Origin of the sequence: Pseudomonas kilonensis, assembly GCF_001269885.1 — a bacterium.
In the GTDB taxonomy this organism is placed as follows: Bacteria; Pseudomonadota; Gammaproteobacteria; order Pseudomonadales; family Pseudomonadaceae; genus Aquipseudomonas; species Aquipseudomonas kilonensis.
Map to the genome: position 1 here is coordinate 535,293 of NZ_LHVH01000024.1, position 25,698 is coordinate 560,990.

Consider the following 25,698-nt stretch of genomic DNA (forward strand, 5'->3'; position numbering starts at 1 on the left):
TCCCACAGGGGGTTGGGGGAAGGGTTAGAAATCGCGCTTGTAGAAGATGTCCAACGAGCTGGCGACGCCGCTCGCGGCCTCGAGGTAGACCTTCTTGCTGAGCTTGTAGCGCAGGGCGATGGTGTTGGCCGGTTCGAACACACCAACGCCGTAGCGCAGGCTGAGTTTTTCCGACAGGTTGCCGCTGGCGACCACGCTGGTGGCATTGCCGCTGCCCTGGGTGTCGAGCTGGAAGTCCTCGATCCCCAGGTTATTGGCCAGGCTGGTGGTCACCCCCGAGCTACCCATCAACCCCAGGCCCAGCGCCGCCTGGGCGAGCATGTTGTTGTCCTCGCCGGTGGTGCTCAGCGGCCGGCCCAGCACCAGGTAGGACAATGCCTGCTCCTGGCTCATGGCCGGTTCCGAGAAGATTTGCGTGGCCGGTTGCTCGGCGCTGCCGCTCAAGCGGATGCCGGCGATCACGTCGTCGGTCTGGCGGATCGCTTCGATGTCCAGGTAGGGCTGGTCGATGGGCCCGGCAAACAGCAGCCGCGCCCGTCGCACCGTCAGCCGTTGCCCGTAGGCCCGATAACGACCGTCGTTGAGCCAGAGCTCGCCGCGGGTGTCCATGTTGTCGCCGATGTGAACCTGGCCCTGCACGTTGGCGGTCAGGCCGAAACCCGAGAACGCGAGTTTGTCCTGGCCGACGATCACGTCGATGTCCATCGCCATGGCCAGCGGCGCCTTGCCCTCTTCGGTCTGGTGGCCGACGATCACCGTGTCATCCGAGACCTTGACGGTGGACGGCGGCAGTTCGCGAATGGTGATCTCGCCTTTGGGTACCAGGACCTTGCCGGCAATGGAAAGCCGCTCACCCTGCATGGTGATGTTGAGGTCAGGCGCCACGTCGAGCACCGCATAAGGCTCGACGGTGACCGGCAATTGCGAGCCCTTGAGGGCCAGGTTCATGGTCAGGGCGTCGCCCCAGCCGATGTTGCCGTTCAAGCTGCCCTGCCCGCTCTTGCCACTTTTCCAATTGCCATTGAGCTGCAGCGCTTCGCCGGTAATCATTGCCCGCATCTGCAAGGCTTCGAGGCTGACCGGCAGTTCCGGACCAGACACTTCGCCATCGCTGAGCAGCAGGTTGCCGTTGACCTGGGGCGCGAGCAAACCACCGGACAAGGTCCCGCTGCCGTTCAGGTGACCGGTGAGGGTTTCCACCATTGGTACGAATGGCCGGGCCACGGACAAGTCCAGGCCTGTCAGGCGGAACGAGCCGCTGATGGGTTTGCTGGCCGGTATGGGGTTGATTTGTGCCTGGAGCATCAGTTCGCCGAGCCTGGCGCCGACGAAATTCAGGTCGGTGTCGATGCGCTTGGGGGTCAGGCGGCTCTTGAGCGTCAGGGTCTGGTACGGGAAGTCCAGCCATTGCGCCTTATCGCCCTCTTTGTCCCGAATCCGTAAAGTACCGCCGCTGGCGTCCACCAGGACCCGGCCATTCGGACCGCTGGCCGGCAGGTCCAGTTGCAGGTCCGCGTTGAGCCGGCCCTGCCAGGCAAAATCCTTGGGCATCCACTGGGCCAGGCTTTCGATGGGGAATTGCTTGAGGTGATAGCGCAGCTTCGGCTCCGGCATCAGTCGCTGGTCTTCACCGCACAGGCTGGCCTCACCGGAACGCCAGCAATGCGCGCCGACGTTGAGCGTGCCATCGGCCAGGCGCTCCAGTTTCGCCGGAGCTTGCAGACGCCAGGCTTGACCGCCGGCCTGCACGTCACCGCTGGCCAGGCGCCCACGCCAATTGCCCTGGTCGAGCGCGCCATCGAGGGCCAGGGTCGTGTCGAGCTGCGGCCCTTGCAGGTCCAGGTTGAGCTTCTGCTGTTTGATATCACCCTGGCCGCTGACCGTCAGCACGCCCAGTGACGTTTCGCCGACGCGGATGCCGCTGGCCTTGAGGTCGAGCTTGCCGCGCTGGGTGCTGTCGAGGGTTGCGTCCAGGTTCAGGCTTTGCAGGCGGTTGTCCTGGAAGGCCAGTTGCGTGCCTTGCAGGCCGAGCTTGCCTTGGGGGGCCTTGAGCGTGCCGGCCACGTCGACACGGCCGACGACTTGGCCGCGCAATTGCGGCCAGAGCTGAGCCAGGCGTGCGAGCTTGATGTCGATCTGGCCGGTCAGCTTCTCTTGCAGGCTGGCACTGCCGTTGATGCGGTTATCCCCCAGGCGAATGTCCAGCGCGCTGAGCTTCCACTGCTCGCCGGCGCCGCTGGCCTTGGCCTGGAACAGCGCTGGCTGGCCACGCAGTTTGCCCTTGAGGTCCAGGTCCGCGTCGAGATCGAGGCGGTCGTTCTTCATCATCCCTTTGCTGCGCAACGGCCCGGCCAGGGTCCCAGGCAACTCGCCAAGCCAATACGCCGGGTTGATGGCCGACAGTTGCAGCGCCGTGTCCCAGGCAATGCCCTCGGCAAATTGCAGGCTCAGGTGCCCTTCGGCCTTGCCCTGTCCCGCCGCGAGCTCGAGCTGCGGCAAGTGGATTTGCGTCAGGTCGCCGCTGAACGGGCTGCCCAGGCTGAAGGCCCCGGCGGGTCCGTCCAGCGCAGCCTGGAAGTTGCCCAGGTATTGGCCATCGGTGTAGGAGACTTCGCCGTCGAAGCGGCGCAGCGTCACCTGCGGCTCGTCGATCAGCGGATAGAGGCGATGCCAGGGGAAATCCAGCCAGGCGACTTTCGCCTCGGCGCGCAGGCCTTCGCGCCAGTCCAATTGGCCGCTGAGCTTCAGGCTTTGCTGCTCGCCAGCATCCAGATCCAGGCCGGCGATCTGCGCGCCATTGGCGTCCACCGTGCCTTGCAGCAACAACGCCACCGGCCCTTTTTCGGCGGGCAGCGTCGCCTTGCCGAGCAGTTGATAGCCGTTTTTCAGATCGCCTTCGCCGGTCAATTCCAGCTGATTGAGCAACAACGTGTCGGGCAGATCGGCACTGGCCTTGAAGCCGTCGGCGCTGATGTGCACCTTGGCGGGCAGGTTGTCCGCGAGCGGTTGCAGTTCACCGCTCAACTGGCCTTGCAGGTAACCGCTGCTGTCAGCCTTGAGGTTGAGGGTCTTGAGCAGGTTGCCGTCGACTTTCAGGTCCAGCGCCCAGGGCGTGGCGCCCGGCGCCGGCAAGGTCAACCGGCCCTCGGCGTTCAACGGCCAGTCGCCGCCCGGTTTCAGCAGGCCGGAGAGTTTCAGGCTCAGCTCATCGCGCTGCAATTGCACCGAATCGATCCGCATGCCCTCGGCGGTCCAATGGGCAACCAATTGCAGGCCCTTGAGCTGCTCGCTGCCGTTGAACGACAGGCTGCCGACCTGCACATCGCCCAGTTCGATGGCGAGCGGCAAGTCCAGGTCCGGCAAGCTGATCGGGCCGCTGCTCGGCTCATCGGCAGAGGCTGGCAATTGCAAGGCGACCTGGTCGGCCTTGAGCTGTTCGATGCACAGGGTCATGCGTGCCAGGCACAGCGGCGACCAGGCGAATATCAGCCGATCCACCTCCACCCGACTGGCGTCCTGCTGCCACAGCAGGTGATCGGCGCTCCACTGCCCACCCAGCCGGCCCTGAAAATTCTCCACGGTCAGCCCCGGCACCAGGCCGAGGGCCCAGCGGCTGCCGAATGCCGTGCCCAGCACAACGCTCAAGGCCAGCACGACCGCCACCAGCACCCCGGCGAGCGCCAGCAGCGTTATCTTCAAAGCACGCATCACAGCTCAGGCCCCATGGAAAAGTGCAAGCGGATGCCACCGTCGTCGTCCATCGCATGGGCCAGGTCGAGGCGGATCGGGCCCACCGGCGACACCCAGCGCACGCCGACGCCCACGCCGGTCTTGAGGCTCGGCAATTCGAGGCTGTTAAACGAGTTGCCCTGGTCGATGAACGTCGCCACCCGCCATTTTTCCGCGATGGAATATTGATATTCGAGGCTGCCGGCGACCATGTAACGACCACCGATACGGTCGCCCTCGGCGTTCTCCGGTGACAGGCTCTGGTAGTCATAGCCCCGCACGCTCTGGTCGCCACCGGCAAAAAAGCGCAGGGACGGCGGGATGGATTTGTAGCCATTGGTGGCGCTGCCACCGATCTGCGCCCGCGCCAGCAAGCGATGCTTGTCGAACACCGTGGTCAGGCCCTTGACCATGGCGGTGCCGTATAAAAGGTTGTTGTCCGAAGCCAGCCCTTCCTTGGCGACCTTGGTGTCGAACTGCAAACGGTAGCCGTTGTGCGGATCGATGCGGTTGTCGCTGCGCAGGTAGGAATAGCTCACGCCCGGCATCAGCAGCGTACTCAGGCCCGCATCGTCGCCGAGGCGGTACTCCTCGCGCTGCCATTTGAGCGACACCACCCGCTGCCAGCCGCTGGGCAACTTGCTGTGCCATTCCGGCCCTACCGTGAGCAGCTTGCTGAGGCTGTCGGTGCCGGCCAGTTCTTCATATTGATAACCGCCGGCGTAACGCATCTTGTCGGTCAGCGGCGGGTCCAGTGGCACGTCGTACCACAGGCCGACGTTCTGCCGGGGCGCCGACACTTCCGCTTCCCAGCCATAGCTGTGGCCCTGGGGGTTGACCCAGTGGCGCGTCCAGTTGGCTTTGGCCCTGGGCCCGACGTCGGTGGAAAACCCCAGGCCCAGACCCATGGTGCGCGGCTTGCGCGTTTCGAGCTTGACCGCCACCGGGATCACGTTATCGGTGGCGGCGGTGGGCGCGGCATCCACGCGCACGCCTTCGAAATAGCCGCTCGATTGCAGGGCCTGATTGAGCTCTGCAATGAGTTCGGAGTCGTACGCCGTGCCGGCCTTGAACGGCACCATGCGCTGCAACAGATCTTCGTCGAACGGCGTGTTGCCCTCAAAACTCACCGGGCCCAAGGCATAGCGCGGGCCGCTGTCGTAAATCAGTTCGATGTCGGCGATGCCCGCCTGGGGGTCAACCGACAGCTTCTGCCGGGTGAAGCGCCCGCTGAAAAAACCATAGCGCGAGGCCTGGTTCTGGATGATCCGCTTGGCGTCTTCGTAACGGCCATGGTTGAGCACCGCGCCGGGCTTGAGGGCGGCGTTGCTGGGTACGCGAAAGGCTTTGAGCGATGCTGCGGGGCCGTCGATGCGCACGGTGACGTTGCGCAAATGCACAGGCTCGCCGGGGTCGATGGTCAGCACCAGGCGTGAGTCCTTGCCGCCCTTGACCTCACTGTCGATCTGCGGCTGGTAGTAGCCCAGCGCCTGGGCTGCCTTGCGCGCCTGCTCCTCGGCGCCACGGCTGAAGCGCAGCAAGGCCTCCTCGTCACGATCACCCACACCGCCGATGTAACCTTCTACGTTGGCCTTGAGTTCATCGTTGGACGGCTTGACCCGTACTTCCAATTCACTGTTTGCCAGCGCCGCGCAGCTGAGGGACAGCAAGAGCGCGCCACTGGTCATTCTTCCTGAGAGGTTCATGGCGCGGATGCTATCACGAGCGTAGGTGCCTGATAGAGCCGGACATTTCGCAAAAGTTCGACCGATTATGCCGTTGCGCTTTGCAGAACCTGCGGGTTGGCGTGGAAGAACACATGCTCGCGGATCGGTCCTACCGCCACTTCGCCGATTTCCTCGTAACCCTGGCGTTTATAAAACTCAAGGTAACGCGGGTTGCCGGTGTCCAGCACCACGCCTTGGGAATGCTCGTCCGCCGCGCACCAGTTATGCACCGCCTCAAGCAACTGTTCGCCGAAATGCTTGCCCTGAAACTGTGGGTGTACCCCCAGCAGCGGCAATACATGGACCGCATCCGACGGCAGGCAGGCCAGCACTGCCGCGTGGTATTCCAGGTAGCGCCGGGTGCAACGAAAACCGGTGCTCAAGACCATGCGCAGGCGCCAGGCCCAGCTTTCGGTGATGCCCAGGCGCCGCTGCGGCGGAGCGATCAGGGCGATGCCGATCAGGCGGTCATTGACCAGCAAGCCGATGGCCGGCAAATCCTGGAGAAAATGCTGCTTGACCAGCTCACGCACCGTGGCCCGTACCCGCTGTTCATAACCGGGACGCTCGGATTCGAACAGGTAGCTGAAGGTCGGCTCGTGGCGATAGGCCTGGTACAGCAACGAACGGGCTTCACGGGAATAACCGCTGTCGAGCATATGGATGTCGGCGATGGCGGTTGCAGTCTCGGGCATGGCGTTGGATCTCCTGGGGCGAGGCTCGGTGAGGCCCTGCTCTTATTGAGTACGAACCCGATAGGGTCGTGATCGTTCCTACATGCAAAGGACATTAGCAGTGCATTTGTCCTACTGCCACGCTGGCCGTGTTCCGACATGTCAGCTAGCATCGCAGTTTTGCCAGGACAGCCGACCATGAAGATCGTCTCCTTCAACATCAACGGGCTGCGCGCCCGCCCCCATCAGTTGGCGGCGCTGATCGAGAAGCACCAGCCGGACGTGATCGGGCTGCAGGAAACCAAGGTCCACGACGAACAATTTCCCCTGGCCGAGGTGCAGGCCCTGGGCTACCACGTGCATTACCACGGGCAAAAGGGCCATTACGGCGTCGCCCTGCTCTCGCGCCAGGCGCCACTGAGCCTGTACAAGGGCTTCGAGGGCGACGACGAGGACGCCCAGCGGCGCTTCATCTGGGGCACCTTCGCCGATGCCAACGGCGTGCCGGTGACCATCATGAACGGTTATTTCCCACAAGGTGAAAGCCGCGACCACCCGACCAAATTCCCGGCCAAGGAACGTTTCTACAGCGATTTGCAGCAATTGCTGGAAAGCCGCTTCAGCAACGACCAGCCGGTGGTGGTAATGGGCGACGTGAACATTTCTCCGGAAGACTGCGACATCGGCATCGGTCCGGACAACATGAAGCGCTGGCTAAAAACCGGCAAATGCAGCTTCCTGCCGGAAGAACGCGAATGGATGGCCCGCCTGAAGAACTGGGGCCTGGTGGACAGCTTCCGTCACCTGAACCCGGACGTCACCGACCGCTTCAGCTGGTTCGACTACCGCAGCCGCGGTTTCGAGGACGAGCCCAAGCGCGGCCTGCGTATCGACCTGATCCTCACCTCCCATGGCCTGCTGCCACGGGTCAAGGACGCCGGCGTGGACTACGAACTGCGGGGCATGGAAAAACCGTCGGACCATGCGCCGATCTGGCTGCAGTTGAGCTGACTGGCGCACACAAAACCCCTGTGGGAGCAAAGCTTGCTCGCGATGAACGATGACACGGCCTTTCAGTTGAACCGTGCCGCCTGCATCGCGAGCAAGCTTTGCTCCCACAGAAACTTTCTGATTCTGCGACCCCATTGCCCTGCCGCGCCTGACAAGTCGCAACCCTGTCACCTTTCAGTAACCTGACTGACTTAATCTTCCGGCACTTCCTCGGGTTCAGCAGGTGTCGGCATGCGGCTGCGCGTTGTCTTTTTCATCGGCCTCTGGCTGCCGTTCATGGCATCGGCCGGCAGTTTGCCCATTCCCGAACAGGGCCTGGCCCTGCGCCTCCAAGGTTCCAACACCATCGGCGCGGCGCTCGGGCCGGCCCTGGTCAGGGGGTTGATGGAAGATCAGGGGCTGCTCAGGGTCAGCAGCGAAATCACCGGTCACGACAACGAACAGCGCATCGTCGGCCAGACCGTCGACGGCCGGCGGGTGGAAGTGGACATCGCGGCCCACGGCTCCAGCACCGGCTTCGCCGCCCTCAAGCAGGGCAACGCCGACCTGGCCGCCTCTTCGCGACCGATCAAGGACAGCGAGCTGAAGGAACTGTCGTCCCTGGGCGACCTGAAAAGTCCCACCGCCGAGCAGGTCATCGCCATTGATGGCCTGGCGATTATTCTTCATCCGCAGAACCCGTTGCGTCAGCTCGATACCGTGCAACTGGCGCGGATATTCAGTGGCGAGGTGAAAACCTGGGAGGCCGTGGGCGGCGTCGGTGGGCCGATTCATCTGTATGCCCGCGATGAACAGTCCGGCACCTACGATACCTTCAAGGAACTGGTCCTCGGCCGACAGGGCAAACGGCTGGATCCTTCAGCACGGCGCTTCGAATCCAGCGAACAGTTGTCCGACGCTGTCAGCCAGGACCCGCAAGGCATCGGCTTCATCGGTTTGCCCTATGTGCGCCAGGCCAAGGCACTGGCGATTGTCGACGGCGCTTCGCAACCCATGCTGCCGCTCAACCACCTGATCGCCACCGAGGACTACCCGCTTTCCCGGCGCCTGTTCTTCTACTTGCCACCCTGGGGAACCAATCCGTGGGCCGAGGCGCTGGTGGCGTTCACCCAAAGCGACAAAGGCCAGGCCATCGTCGCCGCCAACGGGTTTATCGCCCAGACCGTCCAGGCCATGGCCGTCACACCGAATGCGTTGATGCCCGAGGGTTACCAGGCCCTGAGCCGCCACGCCCAACGCTTGACCGTGAACTTCCGCTTCGAAGAAGGCAGCGCCAGCCTGGACAACAAGGCCCATCAAGACCTGGGCCGCGTGCTCGACTATATAAAGCAGCATGGCAAAACCGATCGACGCGTGACGCTGGTGGGTTTTGGCGACGCCAAGGACGACCCGGCGCGGGCCGACCTTCTGTCCAAACTGCGGGCCATGGCGGTGCGGCGTGAACTGGTCAAATACGGTGTGGCACTGCGAGAGGTACGGGGGTTCGGTGCATTGATGCCGGTGGCGGCCAACAGTGAGGATGAAGGGCGGGTCAGGAATCGGCGAGTTGAGGTTTGGGTTTACTGAACCTGGTCAAACGGCGCAACACAAATCCCTGTGGGAGCAAAGCTTGCTCGCGATGCAGGCACCTCGGTTCCCCAGGAGACCGCGTCATCTTCATCGCGGGCAAGCCTTGCTCCCACAGCGGGGCGGTGCGACGTTTCGCTGAATTCCCTCGCCACAAAAGCCTGGATGTTTATCGCATTAATCTCGGCGTAAGACCAAACGGCCTCACCTTGCGCCATTGCCTACAACTACGCCAGAATCCGCCGGCTTGTGTGCCTTGGGGCCAGGGCTTTATCGTTTCCGGGTCGCTGACGAATCAGCGATCGGGTTTGGTAGCCCGGGTAAAACTAAGGCGCACGGCTCCGGCATATTTATTATGGCGGCTGTGCGCGGGGCGCCCTTGGGCGCGCTGGGTTTGCCTTGGTACCCGGTCTACCAACCTGCGTATAGCCGCCACCTAATGTTTGGTAGCAAAAGGTTGCGGCTCCAATTACCAAGGAGTTTCAATCCATGTTCAAGCCAACACCGAACCCACCGGATACTGATCCATCATCAAAAGCGTTCGACAAAGCCGCCGACCGCGCCCTCGACTACTACCTCAAGCCCAAACCCAGCAAACCCGAGGCTGATACAGGCCAACTGTTCACCGTCGCCCATGGTGTAGACACCGAAACCCTGCTCGCCAACCTCAGCGAAAACCTGGCCTCGGCCAACGCCATGCTCAGCGACCTGGCCTTCGATCTGGAAGGCTCAAGGCGCCATATTGCCCTGGGCATCCAGCAATTGATCGAATTGAGTGGACAGCTGGCAAACCGAGCGTTGGACAACGTCGAAGCCCGCTAGCCGACTCACCACATGGAACTGGCCTCTTAAGAACATCTCCAGAGGCCAACGCGAACCCTGCTTTGTGGCGAGGGGATTCATTGTGGGAGCAAAGCTTGCTCGCGATGCAGGCTCCTCGGTTCCCCAGGAGACCGCGTCGTCTTCATCGCGGGCAAGCCTTGCTCCCACATTCGATCCTTAAAGAACGGGCAGCGCGTTAGCGCCCCGCCAGCTCCATGATCATCCGCGACAGCAGATAGATCCTTGGCACCACACTCTCAACCTCAGCGTATTCCTCCGGCGTATGGATGTTGCCACCGACAATGCCGAAACCATCCAACGTCGGCGTACCGACCCCGGCCGACAGGCTGGCATCCGCCGCTCCACCGCTGCCTTCTTCCGTCAGTTTGCGCCCCAGTTCGCCATAGATGCCTTGGGCCATGGCCATCAACCGGTCCGACTCCGCCGTCTGCGGCATCGGTGGCAGGCCGCGCTTGAGGCTGGTGGTGACTTCGGTGTCGGCGATCAACTTGTCCTGTGACACCCGGGCCAGGTCTTTTTCGATGCGGTCGAACTCTTCCGGCACCGCCGCCCGCACATCCGCCTTGGCGCTCGCCTGGTCGGGGATCACGTTGGTCCGGTCGCCGGCCTTGATCACCGTGAAGTTGATGGTGGTTTTCTTTTCCGCGTCGCCGAGCTTGCCCAGTTGCAGAATCTGGTGCGCGGCTTCCATCGCCGCATTGCGCCCCAGTTCCGGCGCGACACCGGCGTGGGACGCCTTGCCCTTGACCTCCACCAGCGCCGTGGCACTGCCCTTGCGCCACACCACCAAACCATCGGCCGGGCGACCCGGCTCGAGGTTGAGGGTCACGTCATGGGCCTTGGCGGTTTTCTTGATCAGGTCGGTGGCGGCGTCCGAACCGGTTTCTTCGCTGGCGTCGAGCAGGAAGGTGATTTGCGCGTAATTCTTGAAGTCGAGGTTCTTGAGGACTTTCAAAGCGTAGATCCCGGCAACGATGCCGCCCTTGTCATCCATCACCCCCGGCCCATAGGCCCGGCCATCCTTGATGTGGAAGGGACGCTCGGCGGCCGAGCCTTCCTTGAACACCGTGTCCATGTGGGCCATCAGCAGGATTCTTGCCTTGCCGGTGCCCTTGAGGGTCGCCAGGATGTGCTGGGTGCCGTCCGAGTTAGGCACCTTTTCGATGGTGGCGCCCAACTTCGTCAATTCATCGATCGCAATATCACCGACCTGGGTCAGCCCCGGCACATAGCCTGAGCCAGAGTCGATATTCACCAACCGTTCGAGCAGTTTCAGGGCCTCGCCCTTGTACTGTTCGGCGTCGTTCAGGACTTGTTGATGGGGCTGCGCGAGAGCAACGGGGGCGAAGGCGCCGAGGGCCAGGCTCAGGCCAAGACTGACGGCCAGACGGGAGCGAAGAGCGGTCATCATCATGATTTCATCCTTGTTCCGTATCGAAAGAGTGCCATAGGCACCCTACCCGACAATGGGCCAAGGCTCTAGACCGCAGGTGGCCACCTCAAGGGGAAATGACCGAGGCCTCCAACACCTGCCGATGCCGGTAACACGTGACCCGGTTGCGCCCGCCGGTCTTGGCCTCGTAAAGCGCCTGGTCGGCATCATTGAGCCAATGGGTCGCATCGCCATAAGCCGGGTTGAAGGCCGCCAGGCCAATGCTCAGGCTCACCTTCAGCGCCGGGTTCTGTTCATAGCTGAGCGTCGCAAAACGCTCGCGCAACCCGTCCATGGCCTGCACGGCATTGTGAAGCGTCAGGTCCGGCAGAATCACACAGAACTCGTCCCCGCCATAACGCCCGACCACATCGGCGGCGCGCAGGTTCTGCTTGAGCATCTTGCCAAGCTGGCGCAACACGATGTCGCCGGCGACATGGCCATAGGTGTCATTGATGGCCTTGAAGTGATCGATGTCGATCAGCGCAATCGCGCCGCGCCCTGCCCCGTCATTCGGGTGACGCTGGCAGCGCTGGAACTCCTCGTTGAGGCGATCTTTCCAGGCGCCATGGTTAAGCAAGCCGGTCAGGCTGTCGGTGCGACTCAGGGCCAACAACTCGCGCTTTTGCCGGCCCAGGATGTAGGCCTGGCGATAGCAGAACCAACCCAGCGCCATTGGGTACAGGCACAGCAACGGCAAACACGCATAGATCTGCGCCGGGCTGGTCATGGGCACGCTGGTCAGCGGAAAGATCAGCACACCCACGATGATGCCCGTCACTTGGGCCAGCACCCCGATAAGCAGGAAACGCAGGCCGCCGATGGCAACGTTGTTCATCGCCATCATCGCCAGCGTGACGGCCGTGGGCAGCGGGTTGAACTGCATCGCCACGACCCAGAAGCCACCGAGCACCGCATCGATCAGTAAATTGAGGTGTTCGACGTAGTACGGCCTCGAACAATGCCGGCCCCACCAGTAGGCCAAATGTGGCCAGAGCAGGCCGTTGAACAGCATGAACCCCCAGACCCACGGCGCCGGTTCGAGGGGAAAGACGGCAACACTCACCAACAGCAACCCCAGCGTCAGGCCCAGAATGCGCGATATATAAAGCCTCCTGGCCAGCGTCCGTCCCTTTTTTCCCGTTTTTTGCATAAGAACCTCTGCACCGCGGGTTTCCCAAGTCATTGGGACGGGGGGTAGCTTGGAGTCTATCAGGGCAGCATCAAATAGCCACCATTGAATGAAGGGGTATTTATTCTCCTTCAAATGTCGGGCCCTGCTGCGGATTTTGGCTATACATGAGTCATCCGGCGGCTGTCATAGCAAGTAGCAAAGCAAATGCGCCATGTCATCGCGATGTGCTCGGGTTTCAGCTTCACTTAACGGTATCTGACCCGTCGGCTCAGACTGGCCGATCACATTCTGTCCTGACCCATGGAGAGCAAAACATGCTGGTGTTGTGGGTAGTCCTTGCCGTGTTTATCGCCTGGAGCTGGTTGACGTATCCAGGCATCGGCCATGTGCTGTACGACATGGGCATGGCGCTGGAGGCACGTCTCTACCGGTTGCACAAGATCACCGTCCCCATCAGCGAGATGACCGTATCGACCTGGCAAGGTGGGCCCTATGAAGCGTCCGGCAGCATCCTGATGCTGCATGGCTACAGCGCCGACAAGAATCTCTGGCTGCGCTTTGCCCGGCATTTTGTCGGCGACTACCGGGTGGTGGTGCCCGATCTGGCCGGCCATGGCGAAACCGGCTTCAAGGCCGGCGGCGGCTATGACATCCCGACCCAGGCCCGGCGGGTGATCGAATTGCTCGACGCCTGTGGCCTGGACAAGGTCCACGTGATCGGCAATTCCATGGGCGGTTACCTCGCCGCATGGCTGGCGGCCACGTCGCCCGAGCGCGTGCTGACCCTGGCGCTGATCGATCCGGCCGGCGTCACTGCCCCCGAAGCCAGCGACATGGAACGCCACCTGGCCGCCGGGCATAACCCGTTCCTCGTCGACTCGCGGGACGATTTCGCGCCGTTCTACGCAATGACCATGGCCTCCCCGCCCTGGGTGCCCAGCGTGGTGCTGGCGGCAATGGCCGAACGTTACGAACGGCGCCGCGATGAACTGGCGGAGATCTTCGTCGATTTTCGCGCCAGCCCGCCGATGGAACCGCGCCTGGCCGACATCAGCGCCCCGTCGCTGCTACTCTGGGGACGCAAGGACCGGCTGATCGACGTCAGCAGCGTGCCGGTGTGGAGCAAGGGCATCGCCGATTTGCGGGTGGAAATCTGGGACGGTATCGGCCACATGCCCATGGTCGAACGACCGGGGAAAACCGCGGCGCTGTACCGGGAGTTTCTCAAGGGGTTGGGGCAGTGACTGCGATGCAAAAATAACAAAATGAACCCTATGTGGGAGCGAGCTTGCTCGCGATAGCGGTGACACATTCAACGTGGATGCAAGCTGATCCACCGCCATCGCGAGCAAGCTCGCTCCCACAGGAATTCGAGCCGAATCAGAGGTATCGACTTCATGAACATCCTCTACGACGAACACCTCGACGGCCCCTTGCCCAAGGTGGACAAACAAGCCCTGCTTCACACCTTGCAGACACAGATTCCAGACCTGGAGATCCTGCACCGCGAGGAAGACCTCAAGCCCTATGAATGCGATGGCCTGTCGGCCTACCGCACCACGCCCCTGCTGGTGGTATTGCCCAGGCGAGTCGAGCAGGTGCAGGCGCTGCTCACGCTCTGCCATGGGCTGAATGTGCCCGTGGTCGCCAGGGGCGCCGGGACCGGTCTGTCCGGCGGCGCCCTACCCCTGGAAAGTGGCGTGTTACTGGTGATGGCGCGGTTCAACCAGATCCTGCACATCGACCCCGACGCCCGCACCGCGCGGCTTCAGCCCGGTGTACGCAACCTGGCGATCTCCCAGGCGGCGGCACCGTTCGGGCTGTATTACGCACCGGATCCCTCGTCGCAGATCGCCTGTTCCATCGGTGGCAATGTCGCGGAAAACGCCGGCGGCGTGCACTGCCTCAAGTACGGCCTGACGGTGCACAACCTGTTGAAACTGGAAATCCTCACCATTGAAGGCGAACGCCTGACCCTGGGCAGCGAAGCCCTGGATTCGCCGGGCCTGGACCTGCTGGCACTGTTCACCGGTTCCGAAGGTTTGCTGGGGGTGATCACCGAAGTGACGGTCAAACTGCTGCCCCGGCCCCAGGTCGCCAAGGTGCTGCTGGCCAGTTTCGATTCGGTGGACAAGGCCGGGCGAGCGGTGGCCGACATCATCGCCGCCGGGATCATCCCCGGCGGCCTGGAAATGATGGACAACCTGGCGATCCGCGCCGCCGAGGACTTCATCCACGCCGGCTATCCCGTGGAAGCCGAAGCGATCCTGCTGTGTGAACTGGACGGGGTCGAGGCCGATGTCCATGACGATTGCGAACGGGTCCGCCAGGTGTTGGAGCAGGCCGGTGCCACCGAGGTGCGCCAGGCGCGGGACGAGGCCGAACGGCTGCGCTTCTGGGCCGGGCGCAAGAACGCCTTCCCGGCGGTGGGTCGCCTGGCGCCGGATTATTACTGCATGGACGGCACCATCCCGCGACGCGCCTTGCCCGAGGTGCTGCAGCGCATCGCCAGCCTCGGTGCCGAACATGGCCTGCGCGTCGCCAACGTCTTTCACGCCGGTGACGGCAACATGCACCCGCTGATCCTGTTCGATGCCAACCAGCCCGGCGAACTGGAGCGCGCCGAAACCCTGGGCGGGAAAATCCTCGAACTGTGTGTCCAGGTGGGCGGCAGCATCACTGGCGAACACGGTGTGGGCCGGGAAAAAATCAATCAGATGTGCACGCAATTCAACAGCGACGAACTGAACCTGTTCCACGCGGTAAAAGCAGCGTTCGATCCCCAAGGCCTGCTCAACCCCGGCAAGAACATCCCGACCCTGCACCGCTGCGCTGAATTCGGTGCCATGCACATCCATGGCGGGCAACTGCCGTTTCCCGAACTGGAGCGTTTCTGATGAGCCGCGAAGCCGACCAGGACGCCAGCGACCTGCTGCTCGAACAGGTCAATCGCGCCCGGGCCAACGCCACGCCGCTGCGTATCCAGGGTTCGAACAGCAAGGCCTTCCTGGGGCGCGAAGTGGCCGGCGAAGTGCTGGACACCCGCGTCCATCGTGGCATCGTCCACTACGACCCCACCGAACTGGTCATCACGGCCCGGGCCGGCACCCCGCTGCGGGAACTGCTTGCCGCCCTCGACGCCGCCGGCCAGCGGCTGCCCTGCGAACCGCCAACATTTGGCGACGACGCCACGGTCGGCGGCATGGTCGCCGCCGGGCTGTCGGGGCCGCGTCGTCCATGGGCCGGTTCGGTGCGTGACTTTGTCCTGGGCACGCGCCTGATCAGTGGCCACGGCACGTTGCTGCGTTTCGGCGGCGAGGTGATGAAAAACGTCGCCGGCTACGACCTCTCGCGCCTGTTGGCCGGCAGTTTCGGTTGCCTGGGGGTGATCACCGAAGTCTCCTTGAAGGTCCTGCCCAAACCCCGTCACAGCCTGAGTATCCGCCTGGAACTGGACAGCGCCGAGGCCCTGGAAAAACTCGCCGAATGGGGTCGTCAGCCGCTGCCCATCAGCGCCGCCAGCCATGACGGCGACTGCCTGCACCTGCGCCTGGAGGGTGGCGAAGGCTCGGTCAGTGCCGCTCATCAGCGTTTCGGTGGCGAGGTGATCGACGATCAATACTGGACGGCACTCAATGAACATCAGTTGGCCTTCTTCGATGAAGGCTTGCCCCTGTGGCGTCTGTCGTTGCCCAACCATACCGGGCCGCTCACCCTGCCCGGCGCGCAGTTGATCGACTGGGCCGGCGCCCAACGCTGGTTGAAAACCGAGGCCGACACGGTGCAAGCCCTGGCCCATGAAGTCGGCGGCCATGCCACCTGCTATCGTCAGGGGGCCAGCGACACACCGTTCCAGCCACTGGCCCCGGCGCTACTGCGCTATCACCGGCAACTCAAGGCCCAGCTCGATCCCTTGGGGCTGTTCAATCCTGGTCGGATGTATCCGGAGTTCTAGCGTGCAGACTCGGTTTAGTGAGGAAAGCAAAAATCTGCCCCGCGCCGACGAAGCCGAACGGATCCTGCGCAGTTGCGTGCATTGCGGTTTCTGCAATGCCACCTGCCCCACTTACCAATTGCTCGGCGATGAACTGGACGGCCCGCGCGGACGCATCTACCTGATCAAGCAGGTGCTCGAAGGCCAGCCGGCGACGGCCAGCACCCAACTGCACCTGGATCGCTGCCTGTCGTGTCGCAACTGCGAAACCACCTGCCCGTCCGGCGTGGATTACCACAACCTGCTGGACATCGGCCGGGAGGTGGTCGATCACGCTGTACCGCGCGCCACCGGCCAACGCGCGCTGCGCCTGGGGCTGCGCAGCCTGGCCGCCAGCCCCGAGCGGTTCAAGGCCTTGCTGCGCCTTGGGACAGTGTTCCGTGCGCTGCTGCCGACGAACCTGACCGCGAAGTTGCCGCGCCCTTCCCCGCCTCACGGCGAGCGCCCGCCTCTGCGGCATCGGCGTACGGTGTTGATGCTCGAAGGTTGCGTGCAACCGGGCCTGTCGCCCAACACCAATGCCTCGGCAGCGCGGGTGCTGGATCGACTCGGCGTTAGCGTGATCCCTTGTGCGCAGGCCGGCTGCTGCGGCGCGCTGGATTATCACCTCGACGCCCAGGCCACCGGCTTGGACCGCGCCCGACAGAACATCGACGCCTGGTGGCCGCACTTGGAAAACGGTGCTGAAGCCATTGTCCAGACGGCCAGCGGCTGCGGCGCGTTCATCAAGGACTACGGGCACCTGCTGGAACATGACCCCAGCTATGCCGCCAAGGCCAGACAAGTAAGCGAACGGGCATTGGACCTGGTGCAAGTGCTCGGCAAGGAACCGCTGGAACAGATCTGCGCGGCCAGGAACCAGCGCATTGCCGTGCATTGCCCCTGCACCTTGCAGCACGCGCAGAAACTCGGCGGCAGCATCGAGGCGCTGCTGACGCGACTGGGTTTCAACCTCACCGAGGTGCCCGACGGCCATTTGTGTTGCGGCTCGGCCGGCACCTATTCGCTGACCCAGCCCGCCCTGGCGCGGCAATTGCGCGACAACCGCCTCAATGCGCTGGAAAGCGGCCAGCCGGAGCTGATCGTCACCGCCAACGTCGGCTGCCAGAACCACCTCGACGGCGCCGGTCGCACGCCCGTGCGGCACTGGATCGAGCTGGTGGATCAGTCCCTGGCAGAATGAAGTCCTGAAGATTCTTCGTTTGCCGGGGCCGGCGAAGGCTGCGATCTTTCGTCCAACTTTCCCACAGCCCTCGCCAGGAATTCTTACGATGAGCTTCGTCAGCCCCGACCTGATCCGCCAACGCTTCTCCAGAGCGATGTCCGACATGTACCGCGACGAGGTGCCGCTGTATGGCGCGCTGATGAAGCTGGTGGAACACACCAACGCCCAAGTGCTGGCCGAAGACCCGGTCCTGGCCGCACACCTGCGCAGCACCGGCGAACTCGAGCGCCTGGACCTGGAACGCCACGGCGCGATCCGCGTCGGCACCGCCGCCGAGCTGGCGACCCTGGGGCGCCTGTTCGCGGTCATGGGCATGCAGCCGGTGGGCTACTACGACCTCACGCCTGCCGGGGTGCCGGTGCATTCCACCGCCTTCCGCGCCGTGCACGAAAGCGCGTTGCAGGTCAGTCCGTTCCGGGTGTTTACCTCGCTGCTGCGCCTGGAACTGATCGAGAACGCCGAGCTTCGGGCCTTTGCCGAGTCGGTGTTGGCCAAACGGCAGATCTTCACCCCCAGGGCCCTTGAGCTCATTGAGCTGGCCGAACACCAGGGTGGCCTGAGCGAATCCCAGGCTGAGGACTTCGTCCTACAGGCTCTGGAAACCTTTCGCTGGCACCACAGCGCCACCGTCACCGCCGAACAGTACCGGCAACTGAGCGCCCAACATCGCCTGATCGCCGATGTGGTGGCGTTCAAGGGCCCGCACATCAATCACCTGACACCGCGTACCCTGGACATCGACATCGTCCAGGCCCGTATGCCCGTGCACGGCATTACCCCCAAGGCCGTGATCGAAGGCCCACCCCGTCGCCAATGCCCGATCCTGCTGCGCCAGACCAGTTTCAAGGCACTCGACGAACCCGTCGCCTTCACCGACCAGACCCAGACCCAAGGCAGCCACAGCGCCCGCTTCGGTGAAATCGAGCAACGTGGCGCGGCCCTCACGCCCAAGGGCCGCGCGCTCTACGATCGATTGCTGAACGCCGCGCGCGATGCGCTGGGGGCGTTTCCCAACGAAGCCAACGCCGAACGCTACAACCAACTGATGGCCGAACACTTTGTCGAATTCCCTGACAACCACGACGAACTGCGCCGACAGGCATTGGCGTATTTCCGCTATTTCGTCACGCCCGAGGGCCTCGCCGCCAAGGGCACCCTTGCACAAGCGGCCTCCTTGGAGCACTTGCTCGAGCAGCAATACCTGCACGCCGAACCCTTGATGTACGAGGACTTCCTGCCCGTCAGTGCCGCCGGTATTTTCCAGTCGAACCTCGGCGATGCCGCCCAGAGTCATTTTGCCGGCCAGTCCAACCGTCAGGCCTTCGAAGAGGCGCTGGGGCGAGCGACCATTGATGAGCTGGGTTTATACGCCCAGACACAACAGCGCTCCATCGATGAGTGCAGGGCTGCATTGGGCGTGTAGGAATAAGCCGAAGGACAAAACGGCAAAAAACTGCCTGATAGGCGTGCGCGCGGCGCGCCTTTCTTGGCCTGCCGACCCGGGTATCGCGGTGTCTGATCGGGTCGCGAGGCGCTGCAATGGGCCGGGCAAGCCTTTGAGCGCTTTCTCGCTTGCCTGCAGGGAGACGCTTCCCGATATAAGATCAACCTATTGATATATATAGGTTTTTAAAAGATGGCATAGCTCTTGATATCCGTGAGGCCACCTCGGGGCGACTCCCGTCCCAGGTCCTATCGTTATCCAGGAAGGAGAGCATCCATTGGCAACTCCCGCGTACATGTCCGTTGAGGGCACCAAACAAGGTCTGATCACCGCCGGTGCGTTTACCGCCGATTCAGTGGGCAACACCTACCAAGAGGGTCATGAAGATCAGGTCATGGTGCAGGCTTTCGAGCACCAAGTGACCATCCCTCGCGATCCGCAGTCCGGCCAGCCAACCGGTCAGCGCATACACAAACCCCTGATCATCACCAAGGTATTCGACAAAGCTTCGCCACTGCTTCAGGTCGCCCTAACGAGCGGCGAACGGCTGAAGGAAGTCAAGATCCAGTGGTACCGCACTTCGGCCGCAGGCAGCCAAGAGCACTACTACACCACCACGTTGGAGGACGCGATCATCGTCGATATCAAGGACTACATGCTCAACTGCCAGAACCCAGAAAATTCACACTTCACCCATCTGGAGGACGTGCACTTCACATACCGCAAAATCACTTGGACCCACGAAGTCAGCGGCACCTCGGGCTCCGATGACTGGCGCTCGCCGGCCGCTGGTTGAATCGGAGGTAACCACTCACGCATCGGCCAATTCTGCGGGTCGATGTGCAGTTGAAAATAATCGATAGTTGTTGATTCAGGGTGGTGTTCGCCCAGTGCGATGGCCTCGGCAATCCATGCACTGGTAAAGAGCCTGACACTGGGCGAACGCGAATAATAATAATGGAACTTTCAGAATATGTCCGCGAGCCTGTTTAAATAATTGTTTAACATTGAAGCCTTTCATATTTCTGTAGGAGCTGGCGAAGCCTGCGATCTTTTGATCTTTCGCTTGGGACTCAAGTGCCTGGGGCAAGATCGCAGCCTCGTTGCACTCGACAGCTCCTACGCAGCGTACACATATCTTCTTCGCATCCAGCGGGCAAGCTCCCAGCCAACAGTGTTTGGATGGCAACTCCTGCGCTAGCGGCGTAAACACTTATACAAAACATGGACAAATACAAAAAAGTTATCCATGCAGGAAAATTAAACAGTCATTAAAAAACTGTTTTTAATGCCGGTCGACGTGACAAACCTCAGCCACGCCGACCGGTTTTCTGTGCATCGGTATCCCCTGCCTCAGGGTCGCCGTGCTGTTGTTTGCGCTTGGCCGGGTCATTGGACCGCAAGGCGTCATTATCGCGTTCCACTTCACCAGGCAATGCCGGGGCGTCGGGGTTTTGCCGGGTTTGGTCGGGGCGTTGCTGCATGGCGAACTCCTTGAATCTTTCAGGCCTGAGGTCAGGCGTCAGGGTCGGCGACTTCTTCAGCGACGTTGGCATCTGGAGAGCGCTGGTGCAGTTGCTCGGCCCTGGTCTTCAAGGCCTGCCACTGCGCCAGGTCGATGGCGCCCTGGCCGAACAGGTCATTGGCCACCCGCATCAGCTCGGTGAAGTGGGCATCGGGGGACTGCTGCCAGTAGGCCTGGTCGTCGAACAATCGCTGCCAATCGGCCAGCGACGCAAGTTTGAGGTCATCGCTCATGACGGGCTCCTGCGAGACGTTCATAAACTATGAGGGTCGACGTTCGCGGGGAGTTCCGGCGATTCTCAGTAGCCGGTCATTTCCAGGTAACCGGTGCCGCCCTGGCTGCCACGCAGTCGCACCGGTCCTTCCCAATAGGGGATGCGCAGGTTCATCCAGGCATTGGGATTGAGCGCGTGGAGGGTGATGTCGAGTTGTTTGCTGGGGATCTTGATCGCCCAGCCTATCGGCATCGAGCGCCCGGCGACCTTGGCGGTGTCCTGGGGCACCAGGCTGATTTCCCCGGCGTGCAGGGTTTGCGCTTGGCCCTGGGCGTCGATCCAGGTGCCGGTGAGATACGGCGCGCCCTCCTTATGGCGCATGCGGTAGAGCATCAGGTGCTCGCCGTTGTCCAGGTGCAGGGAAAACCAGTCCCAGCCGGTCTGGTTTGCGGTCAGGGGCTGGCTGCTCCATTCGCGGTCGAGCCAGGCCGGGCCGCTGACCGTGTAACGCTGGCCATCGATTTCCAATTCACCGCTGGCCTGGAAGAACGGCTGGCTGTAGTAGTACGACGCCTGCCCCTGTTCGGATTTCTGGCTGAAACCTTGCTCGCCCTGCAACACCAGCGGCCGGCTCGACGTCAGCCGCAATGCATAGCTGAAGCGTGGGTCGCGCGCCTTCAATTGCATGTCCGCCAACGGCTCGGCCCCTGAAGCCTGGGTACCGAATTGCCAATCGTCGATCCAGGCTTTGAAGGGCAGCGCCTGCACCCCGGCCTGCCCCACCCCGCCTCGGGCATAACGCTCGGCGGCATGGTGCACGGTGGCGGAGGTGACCGCCGCGTGGCCGAGCCAGATGGTCTGGTTGCGCCAGCCACCGGCCTGGGGCGCGGCATTCAAGGCGCTGCGAAACAACGTCCATTGCACGCCGAACTCATGCCCCTGGGCGTCCTGGAGATTGGCGGTGACGTACCACCACTCGATGCGAAAACCGTCATGAAGGCCATGGTCGGCGGGGAAACTGAACACCCGCCCAGGCACAACCGGCGTGAACGCGACAGCCTGGTCGCCGAGGCCGGCAAAGCCTTTTTGCGCTGGCGCGGAGTCATCACAACCGCTGAGCAACGCCAGCAGCAACAACACGCCGACTCTAATCTTCATGGGCAAAGGTCCTCAGCAAATCCGCCGGCTGCGTGCGGTACAGCGCATACAGCGGCCAGGCCGATGCCAGTAGCGTGGCGAGCATCGCCAGGGCCAGCAACTGCACCAGTTGCAACGGGAACACCCGCAACGGCAGGCGCCAACCGAAGGCCTGCACGTTGATCACCGTGTCCAGGCACCAGGCCAGGGCGATGCCCAGCGGCAACGCCAGGACCAATGTCAGCAACGCCAGCAGCCAGGTCTGGCCGAGGTTGAGCAGCATCAACTGCCGACGCGTCACCCCCAGCGCCCACAGCGGCGCCAACTGACCGAGGCGACTCTGGCTCTGGGTCAGCAGGCTGATGAACAACGCCACGCCGGCCACCGCCAGGGTCAGGCTGTTGAGGGCGGCGGTGGCGGCGAAGGTGCGTTCGAACACCTGGGTCGACCAGCCCTTGAGCCGGGCCTGGTCGACGATGCGGCTGTCATCCAGGCTGAACCGGCCTTGCAACGCTGTCAGTAGCGCCGGGATCGCGGACGGTTCGATGCGCAGGTTGAAACGGTTCGGCGTCAGGTTCGGCCAGTGCGCCAGCAAGTGGTCGGCATTGACCAGCACATGGCCCTTGGGATTGCCGTAGTCGGCGTAGATGCCCACGATGCGCAGTGCCCATGGCCCCTGAGGTGTCGGCAGGGTCAACTGATCACCGATACTCACCTTGAGACGCCGTGCCAGTTGTTCGCTGAGCATGAGGGTGTCGGCGGCGGCCAGTTGCTCCCACGGCTTGTCGCCGGCCGATTCCAGCAGCGGCCAATGCTGTCGATAGTGGGGGTGATCGATGATGCCGTGGATGTCCGTCGGCCAGCCCTGCAACGGGACCGACACTTGCCAGAGGGGAACGACGGCAGTGATCGCCGGTTGCTGCTTGAGCCAGGTGTGCAGTTCGTTTGCCTGGGCCGGGGTTTGCGGGTTGATGTACAACTCGGCGGTCAACCGTTGCTCGAGCCAATTGCTGAACGTCTGGCGAAAACCGGCGGTCATGCTGCCAGCGCCGATGTTCGCCGCCAGCGCCAGCAACAAGGCCATCAACGCCAGGCTCAGTGTCGGCAATTGCTGGCGGCAATCGGCAAGAAACCACTGCCCGAGCACCGAGCGGCTGCGGCTCAACAACCGCTTCAGCGCACTGTTGAGCAACACCGGCAAGGCCAGCGCCGCGCCCAGCAACAAGGCCGTCATCAGGACAAAACCGCTGGCCAGGCTGTCGCCCCAGATCAACGCCGATGCGCCAATCAACACCGCCACTGTCGCCACCCACCCCTGGCGTCGCAGCCAGCGGGCATGGGCCTGATGCCAGGCCTGGGGGTTGGCCAGCGCCAGCAAGGGCAGGCGCGCCGCGCGCAGCAGACTGTCAGCGCCGGCCAGCAGTGCACCGAGCAGGCTCAGGCCGACACCGCTGAACCACCACCACGGGCTGAGGTTCAAGTGCCCGGCCACTTCGGCGCCGTACAAACCCCGCAGGCTCGCCGCGACATCGGGCAACAACACGCTCGCCAGCCAATAGCCGCTGAGCACCCCGGCGATCCCGCCCAGCAAGGCCAACGCGCCCAGTTCGATGGTCAGGCTGGTGACCAGCACCCGTGCACTGACGCCACAGGCGCGCAGGGTCCGCAACAGACTGCGGCGTTGTTCCAGGGCCAGGCCGATGGCCGCGTGAACGATGAACAGACCCACCACAAAGGATAAAAACCCCAAGGCATCGAGGTTCAGGTGAAAACTTTCGGTCAGGCGCGACAGGTTGTTTTCTTCATCAGCGTGCTTGAGTTGCAGGCGACCGTTGAACGCTTGCGGTAATGCGGCGCTGAACGTGGCAGGCAACAACAGTCGAGACAGTTGCTCCGGCAACCCGAGTACCTGTTGGGCAAAACCGATGTCCATCAACAGCACGCCCGGCGCCATGTCCTCCTGGGCATGCAGCGGTGGCAGGGATTGTCCATCGACGCTCTGGGGTCGGTCACCCTCGGTCAGCCCCAGGGCTTGCAAGGTTTGCGGGGCGATCCAGGTACGGCCGGGGTCGGTAAAGAACGCCACCACCTCGGTCATCTCCCGCGCCTGCCCCGCCAGCGCGGCACCGGGCGGCAACGACACCGGGTCGATGCCCATCAGTTGCAGGCGCTGATCCTCGTGGTCCTTGAGCAGCACTCGAGCCTGCAACACTGGCGACACTGGCCAGCCCTGACGCCGCAGCTCGACAAACCATTGCTGGGGGAAGGTGCCGCCACCGGGTGCACTGAGGCTGGCCTGGGGTTCGCCGCCGATCAATTGGCTGGCCCGGGCGTAGCTGTCCCGGGCCTGACTGTTCAGCGCTTGCACGCCGGTGAGCAGGCTGGTGGCCAACCACAGGCCAGTCAGCACGCTGAAGAATTGCACCGGGTGCTGGCGCCAATGGCTGAGCAGGGCCTTGAGGGTCTGGCGAAAAATCATCACCCCTGGGCCACCTGCGCCAACTGCCCGCCGTGCAACACCACGCGCTGGGCCAGGCGAGCCGCCACCCGTGGACTGTGGGTCACCATCAGCAGGCTGGTGGGGCTGCCCTCCAGCAGTTCCAGCAGCAGTTGCAGGACTTCGTCGCTGGTGGCTTCGTCGAGGCTGCCGGTGGGTTCATCGGCCAGCAACAAGGGCGGTCGCGAGGCCAACGCCCGCCCCAGCGCCACCCGCTGTTGCTGGCCGCCGGACAGTTGCTCGGGATAACGCCGCAGCAGCGCTGAAAGCCCGAGCCGCTGCACCAGATGGGCTTGCCACGCTGCGTCATAACGGCCGCACAGACGCGCCTGGAACGCCAGGTTGTCCTCCACCGACAAGCTGCTGATGAGGTTGAACTGCTGGAACACCAGGCCGATTTCCGTGCGTCGCCAATTCGCCAACTGGCTTTCACTCATGCCATCGAGCCGATACTCGCCACTGCGAATGCTGCCGCGATCGACCTTGTCCAGCCCGGCGACCAGGTGCAGCAGGGTGCTCTTGCCGCTGCCTGACTCTCCCATCAGCGCCAGGCTGCTGCCGGGCATCAGCGTCAGGTCGATGCCTTGCAGCACCGGTAATGGGCCTTGGGGCGTGGGGTAGCTTTTGAAAACATCGCGGACTTCAAGCATGAAAAGGCTCGATGGATGAACGTGGGGGTCAGGATAGCGGAGTTGAGGGGCTGGCCCCATCGGCCAATACTGCTGTGCGTCCCCCATGCCGCTGGCGAGCCTTGGTATTTGCTCGTCGGGTGGGGGTGTATATCCGTTGCTGCGGTAACGGCGACTTATGGTTCCGCCCTGACGGCGGGTCACTTTCGAAAAGCGCGGAAGCCGGCCCAGTCGAAAGTAACCAAAGCGCTTCTGCCCCACCACTCGGTGCCTCGCCTAGGCTCGGCATGCCCTCACTCCGGCATTGCTCCGTGGGCCCGCCGCGAAGGGCCATCCATGGCCCAGCGCGGCTATCCCGGCATCCATGCCGGGATGCCCACTGCACAATGCCTGCGTTCGGCCAGCGTGGTTAACGGGGCGCCGAGATCAACGTCCACCGCGAGGCGGCCTTATAGCCGACCTGGTTCTTGGTGGGACCGCGTTTCTCCTATGGGAGCGGGCTTGCTCGCGATGAGGCCGGCACATTCAACCTCTTCATTGGCAATGGAGCCGCCTTCGCGAGCAAGCCCGCTCCCACACTGGATCAAGCAGGCACAAAATCCATGTGCACCCAGTCCCCTGTGGGAGCAAAGCTTGCTCGCGATGAGGCCAGCAAGCCCAACATCCATGTGACTGAGCCACCGCTATCGCGAGCAAGCTTTGCTCCCACAGATTTGACGGGTGTACGACCAGGAGAGCCAGGTCGGCTACCAGGCCGCCTCGCGGTGGACGTTGATTTCGGCGCCCCGTTAACCACGCTGGCCGAACGCAGGCATTGCGCAGTGGGCAACCCGGCATGGATGCCGGGTTAGCCGCGCTGGGCCATGGATGGCCCTTCGCGGCGGCCCACGGAGCAATGCCTTCGTTCGGGCACACC

The 25,698-nt window shown here is 63.1% G+C and carries 19 protein-coding genes; 9 read left to right on the forward strand and 10 right to left on the reverse strand.

The annotated features are described in order from the left end of the window. Positions 1–24: 24 nt before the first annotated feature. The 3 genes from AD662_RS18760 to AD662_RS18770 form a co-directional block, all read right to left on the reverse strand. Positions 25–3,711: a translocation/assembly module TamB domain-containing protein gene (locus AD662_RS18760; RefSeq protein ID WP_053189371.1), complete on the reverse strand. Its 3,687-nt coding sequence runs from the start codon at positions 3,709–3,711 to the stop codon at positions 25–27. After that, the gene (locus AD662_RS18765; RefSeq protein ID WP_053189373.1) at positions 3,708–5,435 is read right to left on the reverse strand and encodes an autotransporter assembly complex protein TamA; all 1,728 of its coding nucleotides are present in this window, start codon (positions 5,433–5,435) and stop codon (positions 3,708–3,710) included. The genes AD662_RS18760 and AD662_RS18765 overlap by 4 nt, the downstream gene beginning before the upstream one ends. Before the next feature lie 65 nt (positions 5,436–5,500). Further along, positions 5,501–6,151, reverse strand: coding sequence for a GNAT family N-acetyltransferase (locus tag AD662_RS18770; RefSeq protein WP_018607088.1), 651 nt, complete (start codon positions 6,149–6,151; stop codon positions 5,501–5,503). Positions 6,152–6,328: 177 nt separating this feature from the next. Here AD662_RS18770 and xthA point away from each other — a divergent pair, with 177 nt between their 5' ends. The 3 genes from xthA to AD662_RS18790 all read left to right on the forward strand — a co-directional run bounded on the left by xthA (position 6,329) and on the right by AD662_RS18790 (position 9,529). Continuing rightward, the gene (gene xthA / locus AD662_RS18775) at positions 6,329–7,141 is read left to right on the forward strand and encodes an exodeoxyribonuclease III (RefSeq protein WP_003203684.1); all 813 of its coding nucleotides are present in this window, start codon (positions 6,329–6,331) and stop codon (positions 7,139–7,141) included. 231 nt (positions 7,142–7,372) lie between these two features. Further along, positions 7,373–8,707 (forward strand): substrate-binding domain-containing protein, encoded by a 1,335-nt coding sequence (locus tag AD662_RS18780; protein ID WP_053189376.1) that lies wholly within the window; start codon positions 7,373–7,375, stop codon positions 8,705–8,707. 489 nt (positions 8,708–9,196) lie between these two features. Continuing rightward, positions 9,197–9,529, forward strand: coding sequence for a DUF6124 family protein (locus tag AD662_RS18790; protein ID WP_053189379.1), 333 nt, complete (start codon positions 9,197–9,199; stop codon positions 9,527–9,529). Between the two features lie 196 nt (positions 9,530–9,725). Here the strand turns inward: AD662_RS18790 and AD662_RS18795 are convergent, their stop codons facing one another. Together AD662_RS18795 and AD662_RS18800 are read right to left on the reverse strand one after the other, a co-directional pair. Then, the gene (locus tag AD662_RS18795; protein ID WP_053189382.1) at positions 9,726–10,964 is read right to left on the reverse strand and encodes a M20/M25/M40 family metallo-hydrolase; all 1,239 of its coding nucleotides are present in this window, start codon (positions 10,962–10,964) and stop codon (positions 9,726–9,728) included. 85 nt (positions 10,965–11,049) lie between these two features. Beyond that, entirely contained in the window at positions 11,050–12,135 is a 1,086-nt protein-coding gene (locus tag AD662_RS18800; RefSeq protein WP_053189384.1) for a diguanylate cyclase, read from the reverse strand. Positions 12,136–12,431: 296 nt separating this feature from the next. On the opposite strand from AD662_RS18800, the gene AD662_RS18805 reads away from it, so the two are divergent. From AD662_RS18805 to AD662_RS18830, 6 genes are all read left to right on the forward strand, one after another. Beyond that, positions 12,432–13,361 carry an alpha/beta fold hydrolase gene (locus AD662_RS18805; RefSeq protein ID WP_018607077.1) on the forward strand — a complete coding sequence of 310 codons (930 nt, stop codon included), beginning with the start codon at positions 12,432–12,434 and terminating at the stop codon, positions 13,359–13,361. A 153-nt stretch (positions 13,362–13,514) separates the two neighbouring features. Beyond that, the gene (gene glcD / locus AD662_RS18810; RefSeq protein WP_053189386.1) at positions 13,515–15,014 is read left to right on the forward strand and encodes a glycolate oxidase subunit GlcD; all 1,500 of its coding nucleotides are present in this window, start codon (positions 13,515–13,517) and stop codon (positions 15,012–15,014) included. Continuing rightward, positions 15,014–16,072 carry a glycolate oxidase subunit GlcE gene (glcE, locus tag AD662_RS18815; RefSeq protein WP_053189387.1) on the forward strand — a complete coding sequence of 353 codons (1,059 nt, stop codon included), beginning with the start codon at positions 15,014–15,016 and terminating at the stop codon, positions 16,070–16,072. Before glcD ends, glcE begins: the two co-directional genes overlap by 1 nt. Position 16,073: 1 nt before the next feature. After that, positions 16,074–17,294 (forward strand): glycolate oxidase subunit GlcF, encoded by a 1,221-nt coding sequence (gene glcF, locus AD662_RS18820; protein ID WP_053189389.1) that lies wholly within the window; start codon positions 16,074–16,076, stop codon positions 17,292–17,294. A gap of 88 nt (positions 17,295–17,382) precedes the next feature. Next, entirely contained in the window at positions 17,383–18,759 is a 1,377-nt protein-coding gene (hglS, locus tag AD662_RS18825; RefSeq protein ID WP_053189391.1) for a 2-oxoadipate dioxygenase/decarboxylase HglS, read from the forward strand. Between the two features lie 298 nt (positions 18,760–19,057). Next, the gene (locus tag AD662_RS18830; protein ID WP_018608738.1) at positions 19,058–19,576 is read left to right on the forward strand and encodes an Hcp family type VI secretion system effector; all 519 of its coding nucleotides are present in this window, start codon (positions 19,058–19,060) and stop codon (positions 19,574–19,576) included. A 514-nt stretch (positions 19,577–20,090) separates the two neighbouring features. Here the strand turns inward: AD662_RS18830 and AD662_RS29550 are convergent. The 5 genes from AD662_RS29550 to AD662_RS18850 form a co-directional block, all read right to left on the reverse strand. Next, positions 20,091–20,264 carry a hypothetical protein gene (locus AD662_RS29550; RefSeq protein ID WP_162843737.1) on the reverse strand — a complete coding sequence of 58 codons (174 nt, stop codon included), beginning with the start codon at positions 20,262–20,264 and terminating at the stop codon, positions 20,091–20,093. Positions 20,265–20,295: 31 nt separating this feature from the next. Then, positions 20,296–20,538 (reverse strand): hypothetical protein, encoded by a 243-nt coding sequence (locus AD662_RS18835; RefSeq protein ID WP_053189393.1) that lies wholly within the window; start codon positions 20,536–20,538, stop codon positions 20,296–20,298. A gap of 65 nt (positions 20,539–20,603) precedes the next feature. Beyond that, positions 20,604–21,677 (reverse strand): lipocalin-like domain-containing protein, encoded by a 1,074-nt coding sequence (locus tag AD662_RS18840; RefSeq protein WP_053189394.1) that lies wholly within the window; start codon positions 21,675–21,677, stop codon positions 20,604–20,606. Further along, complete coding sequence (locus tag AD662_RS18845) at positions 21,667–24,135, reverse strand: ABC transporter permease (RefSeq protein WP_082308760.1); 2,469 nt, start codon at positions 24,133–24,135, stop codon at positions 21,667–21,669. The genes AD662_RS18840 and AD662_RS18845 overlap by 11 nt, the downstream gene beginning before the upstream one ends. Continuing rightward, positions 24,135–24,803 carry an ABC transporter ATP-binding protein gene (locus tag AD662_RS18850; RefSeq protein ID WP_046064579.1) on the reverse strand — a complete coding sequence of 223 codons (669 nt, stop codon included), beginning with the start codon at positions 24,801–24,803 and terminating at the stop codon, positions 24,135–24,137. The genes AD662_RS18845 and AD662_RS18850 overlap by 1 nt, the downstream gene beginning before the upstream one ends. Positions 24,804–25,698 lie beyond the last annotated feature (895 nt).

What these genes read in the sequence shown, in the direction of transcription:
- AD662_RS18835 (WP_053189393.1), bottom strand. Translation starts at nt 20,538, where the DNA reads ATGAGCGATGACCTCAAACTTGCGTCGCTGGCCGATTGGCAGCGATTG.
- AD662_RS18840 (WP_053189394.1), bottom strand. Translation starts at nt 21,677, where the DNA reads ATGAAGATTAGAGTCGGCGTGTTGTTGCTGCTGGCGTTGCTCAGCGGT.
- glcE (WP_053189387.1), top strand. Translation starts at nt 15,014, where the DNA reads ATGAGCCGCGAAGCCGACCAGGACGCCAGCGACCTGCTGCTCGAACAG.
- AD662_RS18790 (WP_053189379.1), top strand. Translation starts at nt 9,197, where the DNA reads ATGTTCAAGCCAACACCGAACCCACCGGATACTGATCCATCATCAAAA.
- AD662_RS29550 (WP_162843737.1), bottom strand. Translation starts at nt 20,264, where the DNA reads ATGCAGCAACGCCCCGACCAAACCCGGCAAAACCCCGACGCCCCGGCA.
- AD662_RS18795 (WP_053189382.1), bottom strand. Translation starts at nt 10,964, where the DNA reads ATGATGATGACCGCTCTTCGCTCCCGTCTGGCCGTCAGTCTTGGCCTG.
- xthA (WP_003203684.1), top strand. Translation starts at nt 6,329, where the DNA reads ATGAAGATCGTCTCCTTCAACATCAACGGGCTGCGCGCCCGCCCCCAT.
- glcD (WP_053189386.1), top strand. Translation starts at nt 13,515, where the DNA reads ATGAACATCCTCTACGACGAACACCTCGACGGCCCCTTGCCCAAGGTG.
- AD662_RS18765 (WP_053189373.1), bottom strand. Translation starts at nt 5,435, where the DNA reads ATGAACCTCTCAGGAAGAATGACCAGTGGCGCGCTCTTGCTGTCCCTC.
- AD662_RS18780 (WP_053189376.1), top strand. Translation starts at nt 7,373, where the DNA reads ATGCGGCTGCGCGTTGTCTTTTTCATCGGCCTCTGGCTGCCGTTCATG.
- AD662_RS18845 (WP_082308760.1), bottom strand. Translation starts at nt 24,135, where the DNA reads ATGATTTTTCGCCAGACCCTCAAGGCCCTGCTCAGCCATTGGCGCCAG.
- AD662_RS18800 (WP_053189384.1), bottom strand. Translation starts at nt 12,135, where the DNA reads ATGCAAAAAACGGGAAAAAAGGGACGGACGCTGGCCAGGAGGCTTTAT.
- AD662_RS18770 (WP_018607088.1), bottom strand. Translation starts at nt 6,151, where the DNA reads ATGCCCGAGACTGCAACCGCCATCGCCGACATCCATATGCTCGACAGC.
- hglS (WP_053189391.1), top strand. Translation starts at nt 17,383, where the DNA reads ATGAGCTTCGTCAGCCCCGACCTGATCCGCCAACGCTTCTCCAGAGCG.
- AD662_RS18850 (WP_046064579.1), bottom strand. Translation starts at nt 24,803, where the DNA reads ATGCTTGAAGTCCGCGATGTTTTCAAAAGCTACCCCACGCCCCAAGGC.
- AD662_RS18805 (WP_018607077.1), top strand. Translation starts at nt 12,432, where the DNA reads ATGCTGGTGTTGTGGGTAGTCCTTGCCGTGTTTATCGCCTGGAGCTGG.